This is a genomic window from Photobacterium alginatilyticum (genome assembly GCF_009910675.1).
GTDB classification, from domain to species: domain Bacteria; phylum Pseudomonadota; class Gammaproteobacteria; order Enterobacterales; family Vibrionaceae; genus Photobacterium; species Photobacterium alginatilyticum.
Map to the genome: position 1 here is coordinate 1 of NZ_RSEJ01000056.1, position 6,688 is coordinate 6,688.

Annotated in this window: 7 protein-coding genes and 5 tRNA genes; 3 read left to right on the forward strand and 9 right to left on the reverse strand. The window is 48.5% G+C overall.

Translation table 11 applies throughout. The features are described 5' to 3' along the window. The 8 genes from EIZ48_RS27395 to murB all read right to left on the reverse strand — a co-directional run. On the reverse strand, nucleotides 1–264 hold a 264-nt coding region (locus EIZ48_RS27395), incomplete at its 3' end, for a GTP-binding protein (RefSeq protein WP_240153117.1). 104 nt (nucleotides 265–368) lie between these two features. Beyond that, nucleotides 369–444, reverse strand: a tRNA-Thr gene (locus EIZ48_RS27400). 11 nt (nucleotides 445–455) lie between these two features. Further along, nucleotides 456–530: transfer RNA gene (locus EIZ48_RS27405), tRNA-Gly, on the reverse strand. 38 nt (nucleotides 531–568) lie between these two features. Then, nucleotides 569–653 (reverse strand) — tRNA-Tyr (locus EIZ48_RS27410). Between the two features lie 19 nt (nucleotides 654–672). Beyond that, nucleotides 673–748: transfer RNA gene (locus EIZ48_RS27415), tRNA-Thr, on the reverse strand. A 96-nt stretch (nucleotides 749–844) separates the two neighbouring features. After that, nucleotides 845–1,576 (reverse strand): type III pantothenate kinase, encoded by a 732-nt coding sequence (locus tag EIZ48_RS27420; RefSeq protein ID WP_075763484.1) that lies wholly within the window; start codon nucleotides 1,574–1,576, stop codon nucleotides 845–847. Beyond that, nucleotides 1,576–2,538, reverse strand: coding sequence for a bifunctional biotin--[acetyl-CoA-carboxylase] ligase/biotin operon repressor BirA (birA, locus tag EIZ48_RS27425; protein ID WP_160658463.1), 963 nt, complete (start codon nucleotides 2,536–2,538; stop codon nucleotides 1,576–1,578). The genes EIZ48_RS27420 and birA overlap by 1 nt, the downstream gene beginning before the upstream one ends. Next, the gene (gene murB, locus EIZ48_RS27430) at nucleotides 2,535–3,575 is read right to left on the reverse strand and encodes a UDP-N-acetylmuramate dehydrogenase (protein ID WP_160658465.1); all 1,041 of its coding nucleotides are present in this window, start codon (nucleotides 3,573–3,575) and stop codon (nucleotides 2,535–2,537) included. Before murB ends, birA begins: the two co-directional genes overlap by 4 nt. A 75-nt stretch (nucleotides 3,576–3,650) precedes the next feature. Here murB and EIZ48_RS27435 point away from each other — a divergent pair, with 75 nt between their 5' ends. The 3 genes from EIZ48_RS27435 to EIZ48_RS27445 all read left to right on the forward strand — a co-directional run bounded on the left by EIZ48_RS27435 (nucleotide 3,651) and on the right by EIZ48_RS27445 (nucleotide 6,195). Next, nucleotides 3,651–4,076 (forward strand): GNAT family N-acetyltransferase, encoded by a 426-nt coding sequence (locus tag EIZ48_RS27435; protein WP_160658466.1) that lies wholly within the window; start codon nucleotides 3,651–3,653, stop codon nucleotides 4,074–4,076. 128 nt (nucleotides 4,077–4,204) lie between these two features. Then, nucleotides 4,205–5,554, forward strand: a complete 1,350-nt coding sequence (gene pssA, locus EIZ48_RS27440) for a CDP-diacylglycerol--serine O-phosphatidyltransferase (protein ID WP_160658467.1) — start codon at nucleotides 4,205–4,207, stop codon at nucleotides 5,552–5,554. An 11-nt stretch (nucleotides 5,555–5,565) separates the two neighbouring features. Continuing rightward, the gene (locus EIZ48_RS27445; RefSeq protein ID WP_160658469.1) at nucleotides 5,566–6,195 is read left to right on the forward strand and encodes a nicotinamidase; all 630 of its coding nucleotides are present in this window, start codon (nucleotides 5,566–5,568) and stop codon (nucleotides 6,193–6,195) included. Between the two features lie 390 nt (nucleotides 6,196–6,585). Here EIZ48_RS27445 and EIZ48_RS27450 read toward each other — a convergent pair. Then, nucleotides 6,586–6,662: transfer RNA gene (locus tag EIZ48_RS27450), tRNA-Asp, on the reverse strand. Between the last annotated feature and the right edge of the window lie 26 nt (nucleotides 6,663–6,688).

Genomic DNA, 6,688 nt, shown 5'->3' on the forward strand with positions numbered 1-6,688 from the left:
GTAATCGGCGTGTCCTGGGCAGTCTACGTGTGCGTAGTGACGACTTGGAGTATCGTACTCTACGTGAGAAGTAGAGATAGTGATACCACGCTCGCGCTCTTCTGGAGCGTTATCGATAGATGCGAAGTCTTTAGCCTCACCACCGTATACTTTTGACAGAGTAGTACAGATAGCAGCTGTTAGAGTAGTTTTACCGTGGTCAACGTGGCCGATAGTACCAACGTTAACGTGCGGTTTTGTACGTTCAAATTTTTCTTTAGACATGGATAGTCCCTCTAGGCACGGCATTTGGTGGCATTACGACCACACAACCAATCATGGGTTTGTAGAGTATATATCAAAAGGATTGAAGTGACTTGGAGAGGGAGTGGTGCTGATAGGCGGATTTGAACCGCCGACCTCACCCTTACCAAGGGTGCGCTCTACCGACTGAGCTATATCAGCACACAAAAGTGTGGAGCGGGCAGCGGGAATCGAACCCGCATCATCAGCTTGGAAGGCTGAGGTAATAGCCATTATACGATGCCCGCAAACTCGTAACTCGTAGAGCTATTCAATCATTTGAAAATGGTGGAGGGAGATGGATTCGAACCATCGAAGGCAGAGCCGTCAGATTTACAGTCTGATCCCTTTGGCCACTCGGGAACCCCTCCAGGGGTGTTGCAAAGAAACTGGTGCCGACTACCGGAATCGAACTGGTGACCTACTGATTACAAGTCAGTTGCTCTACCTACTGAGCTAAGTCGGCTTAAGTGCTGCGCATTCTAGAGAATGATCCCAGCCCTTGCAATACCTATATTATTTTTTTTTCAGTTTTTTCTATCAAGCGTTGCAATTTTAGCCATCATCGGCATTTTGCATACAAAGCAAGGCCTTCCAGTACCAAGTCTGAACGGTGTCGGTAGTGTTTTGACCAAGACACAGGTAAATGACGTACGCCACCACCGCATAGGATCACTTCAGGCTCGGCCTTCAGTTTATCGCGGGCTTGCCCCAGGCCATATTCTATCAGCCCCAGCAGTGCCGCACGGCAGCCGTTTTTCAGACCATCCGCGGTATTGTCAGCAAAGCTGATTGTTTCACTGTGCTCGCGGTCCGAAAAAACCTTGGTGGTGTTTTCCAGTACCGATTTCATCATGAGCTGGTAGCCAGGTGCAATCCAGCCGCCCTGATGTTTGCCGTCTTCGGACAGCACATCAAAGGTTAGCGCCGTGCCGATATCGACAATCACGGTTGGCCTTTTAAATTCCTGCCGAATAGCTACCAAGGTCAGCCAGCGATCGACGCCCAGGTATTGGTACTCGGCATAGGCATTCTTTACGCCAAAATCTTTACGCAGTGTTTTTACCTGCATTACCGGAATATTGGCCAACTGGGCAATACGCTGGATGGAGTTATCGACCTCCACCGGGCCAACACTGGCAAAGACGATTCTGTTAACTTCCTTCTCTAACAGCGGCTCTAGCACCATTTCCAGCTTACGGCTTGGATATCGGCCTAATAGCTCGAAATTGCCATCGTCAAACAGTTGGGCAACCTTGACATAGGTGTTGCCCGCTTCAATTAATAATTGCATTAACAACCTCTAAGGCTGATTTCACCACCGACGTAAGGCGTAATACCTTGTTCGGTTTCCAGTAATAACGCCCCCTGACTATTAATTCCGCGGGCTATTCCTTCTACCACACGCTCACCAATTAATAATTTCACAGGACGATCCAAAAAGTTATCTAATCGATTCCAGCGCTCAATGAAGCCATCCAGGCCAACATTCTCGTAATGCTCAAGCGTTTCGTACAAACGCCGGATCAGCGTTGCTGCCAGCTGGTTTCGCTCCGGAAGGTGGCTGCAAGCCTGCGTCAAATTGGTCCACGCCTGGCCGATATCCGATCCTTCCTGCTCTGTCATCGCAACATTCAGCCCCATCCCGATCACCAGGTGGGCAGCTTCTCCGGCCTGGCCTGTCATTTCGACAAGAATACCGGCCAGCTTCCTGTCTTGGTAATACAGATCGTTGGGCCATTTGACTTTGATATCATCTGCCCCGAGAGATTGCAGAGCCTCAGCTATCGCCACTCCGACAACAAGGCTCAACCCCATAGCAGCAGCCATACCGGCATCAAGGCGCCAATACATAGAAAGGTATAAATTACTACCAAACGGAGAAAGCCACTGCCTTCCTCGTCGGCCACGGCCCGACTCCTGATACTCAGCCAGGCAGACAGCGCCTTGGGGTAGCTGACCAACCCGATCCAGCAGGAATTGGTTGGTTGAGTCAATCACAGGGATAAGATCTAAGCTCGAGCACTTTACCTGAGCTAAAATTTTATCGCAATCAAGCAGTTCCAATTTTGATGCCAGACTATAGCCTTTACCCTGGACCCGGTAGATATCCAGCCCCCAGCTTTGTAGCGTTTTAATATGCTTACTTATCGCCGCGCGCGATATCCCCAGAGACTCTCCCAACGCCTCACCGGAGTGGAATCGTCCATCCGATAACATAGCGACTAACGCCAAACGTGTAGCATGATCTATCATGACATCATCTCCGCCAGTTTTGTCTCTTGGCTGGCAGCCATAAAGCGTACTTCATGCTCTAGGGTGACCCCAAACGTCCTGTCCACCGTTACAACTATATCATTCGCCAGTTCAATGACGTCCCGGGCTGTCGCTTGCGAATGGTTTACCAGCACCAGCGCTTGTTGCTCGTGTACCTTCGCGCCGCCAACCTCATAGCCTTTCAGGCCGCACTGATCTATCAGCCAACCTGCGGCCAGTTTGTAACACCTATTTCCCACGTCATAACTCGGCATCTGAGGGTACTCCTGCAATAGTGCATCTCGCTTCTCACTGTCAACCACAGGGTTCTTGAAGAAACTTCCGGCATTGCCGAGCACTGCTGGATCAGGCAGCTTTTCTTGACGAATTCGGCACACTTCGTCAAATATGTCTTTGGCTGATACGGCGTCGGGATCAAATTTTGCCAGCGGGCCGTAGCCTAAGTTCGGTAGCCATTCTTTCGGCAGTTCCAAACCAACCGCAATAATGGCATGGCTATCTTTCATTGCATGCTTAAAGATTGAGTCTCGATATCCAAACTGGCAGTCGGCTGCCGACAGCCGGGAAAACTTGCCGGTTTCCAGCTCCACCACATCCACGTACTGGCAGATATCTTTTAGCTCTACACCGTAGGCGCCAATGTTCTGAATAGGGGATGAACCGACACACCCGGGAATTAGCGCCAGATTTTCCAAACCGGGCATATTGTTTTCAATGGTTGTACATACCAGCTGGTGCCAGTCTTCACCGGCGCCGACATGCAGCTGATAGTTGTCTGTCGTTTCCGTAATGTCGATACCCGATATACGGTTCAGCACAATGACACCGGCATAGTTTTCACAGAACAATAAATTGCTTCCCTGTCCGACAATCAACTTAGGTAAAGTCCGATATTGTTCATGCTGCCAAATGGCGACCAAATCCTCTGCCGTCTCCGCAACTACAATGTGTTCAGCTGCGACCTCTATGCCAAAGGTGTGAAAAGGTGCCAGCGACCTTTCTTGCAAAACTTTCATGCTATTATCGAACCATACCATTTATACTATTGGCCGCATTTTAACTGATTCATTCTGACAACGCAGTGTTTTCCCATGAGCAAGCTTAGATTCCACCCACTAGAACCCCTCCGTTTTCCGTTGATCAATCGTTTCTATAAATCTTACTACCCAGCAGGGAAAGCCAAAAAAGATGAAGTTATCTGGGTGGGAGAGGATAACAGCAGTATCATCTGCTGTGTCAGGTTCAAGCAATTTGACAACTATCAGTTACTCACCGGTATGCTGGTACACCCAGAACAACGTGGTATGGGTTTAGCCAAACAGCTACTAACAGGCTGTTATCAGCAACTTATAGAGACACCCTGTTATTGTTTTGCCTTTGCTCACCTAGAGACACTATATCAGGGGGCAAACTTTATCACGCTCCCCGAGAGCGAACTTCCCGAGCCGCTATTGAGTCGTCTCCGGCGCTACCGGCAAAGTGGAAAGAAGCTGGTTGCAATGCGGTATCAACCCTAATTTACAGTTATTCAACCTATCCGTGACCCAAGCCAATAATGGTATTGATAGAATCAGGGAATTTTCTGGTATAATTCCGCTCTAAATTAACAGATTTATCTTTAATAGGTCGCGTAAACGAGGCGATAATGGATTCAGCTATTGCTAACAGGCAGCGCATTGAGCAATTGCCATGTATTGCACACAAACCGGAAGATTTAGAGACACTTCTAGATGCAGGATCTTTCCGCGAACGTCTTCACCAAGAAATCACTCAGGCTAAGCAGCGTATTTATCTGGTAGCTCTCTACCTGCAAGACGATGATGCTGGACGAGGCATCCTAACAGCACTGTATGAAGCCAAGCAGGCAAACCCTGATTTGGATATTAAGGTACTGGTCGACTGGCATCGCGCTCAGCGAGGGCTTATTGGTGCCGCTAAATCAGATGGAAATGCTGCACTATACCGCGAGTTCGCAGAAAGCTATGAGCATCAAATTGATGTACTGGGTGTTCCGGTACGTAACAGAGAAGTCTTCGGTGTATTGCACCTGAAGGGTTTTGTGATTGATGACAAGGTTATCTATAGCGGTGCTAGCCTTAATGATGTCTACCTTGCACAGCATCAGCGTTACCGTTACGACCGATACCACGTCATACAGAATGCTCATCTGGCCGATAGCATGGCGAAGCTCATTAAGGAAACGTTGGCAGACAGTGATGCTGTGAATTGCTTGAGCCAGGCAATTCGCCCTGAAACCAAGGCGCTGAAAGGAGCGATCAAAGATCTTCGCAACCAATTACAACGTGCGAGTTATTCTTTTTCTCCTGAGTCTGTCGGTAGCGATCAAGTCGGCTTAACACCTCTGATTGGCCTCGGAAAGCGAAAAAACAAACTGAATCAGCATATCTGCACCCTGATTGCCAGTGCGCAGAAAGAGCTGACCATTTGTACGCCTTACTTTAATTTCCCACGTCTCATTAGCCGCGAAGTAAAGCGTGCAATCCGACGAGGCGTAAAAGTTACCATTGTCGTCGGTGATAAAACTGCGAATGACTTTTACATTCCGCCTAACGAGCCGTTCAAGACCATTGCAGGCCTTCCTTACCTCTATGAGGTGAACCTGCGAAACTTTGCCAAGCAGAATGAAGGGGCTATTGCTCGTCGCCAGCTAGCTATCCATCTCTGGAAGCACAATGACAACAGCTTTCACCTGAAAGGGATCTGGGTTGACCGCAGCTATATGCTGATCACAGGTAATAATCTCAACCCAAGAGCTTGGAAGTTAGATCTTGAGAATGCCATCTTAGTGCATGACAAGAGCCAACTATTAGCCGAGCAGAAGCAAAAAGAGCTCGACTGTATTCTGAGCCATACTCAGCTTGTCGGTAGCTATAAATTTATCGAGAAAGTCGATACCTATCCGGCTCCAGTACGGAAGTTGATTAAGCGGATCCGCAGAATAAAAGCTGATCATATTCTTAATCAAATCCTGTAGAGGAAATGCGCATGACTATCGCCGCTATTGATGTAGATCCACAACGTACTTTCAGCCCTCTTTGTCCTGATGAGCTGCCTGTACCGGAAGGAGATCAAATCGCTCCCGCGCTCAATGCCCAGGCAAAGCTGGCAGATCTACGGATATTAACGAAAGATGCGCACCCTTCTCAGGCGGTATGGGTTGTTGATAGCCATGATAAGATGCTTCAACCGTTACCTCACCCCAATGCAGACTTAACCTGGGTAGCCCATGCCGTCCCAGGTACAGCTGGATTTAAAACGATCCCAGGATTACCAGCCGTCACCGACTACGATCATGTTATCTGGAAAGGGATCGAGCCTGATCTTCACCCTTACGGTGCCTGCTTTCATGATCTGGAAGAGAGACTAAGTACTGGGCTGATCGAATGGCTTGAAAGCCAAAAGGTAACCACTATTCTTGTTGGCGGCTTGGCGACAGACTATTGTGTAAAAACAACCGCCTTACAACTGCAACAAACAGGCAAGTTTAAAGTCATTGTTAATCTTTCAGCTTGCCGCGGGATTGCTCTCGATACCACAGAGCAAGCTTGTGCCGACATGCAGAATGCGGGAATTATAGTAGCGACAGATCTTCCAGCTGTACGCTCGCTGCTATAGCTATACAGTTCAACATCAGGTCATTAAAAAACAGTCTCTTTGGAGACTGTTTTTTTATGTCTATCATCATCCAAGTATCATTATCTATAACTAGTTTTAATATAAAGCGGCATTGCGCTTGATCTGAAAGGCTCTTTACAGGTAGTTGAGTCAGCATTTCAGCAATATCAACAGGCACGCCTGGGCCGGCATTCCGAAGAGACTTATTTGCTCGAAGAGCAAAGTTAAATGACAGGTATAAAAAACCAAGCATTTCTGCCGGGACACACAGTCTGACGCTTTCAAAAAAGTAGTGGAAACGGTGAGCGCCTAGTCCGGGCTTGCGCGCAAGCGGGACTCATTCGACAGATGTAAAAAAGCCCAAGCATTTCTGCTTGGGCTTAGTATAAGTGGCGGAGCGGACGGGACTCGAACCCGCGACCCCCGGCGTGACAGGCCGGTATTCTAACCAACTGAACTACCGCTCCACTCAAATCACCGCACGTTCACTGCG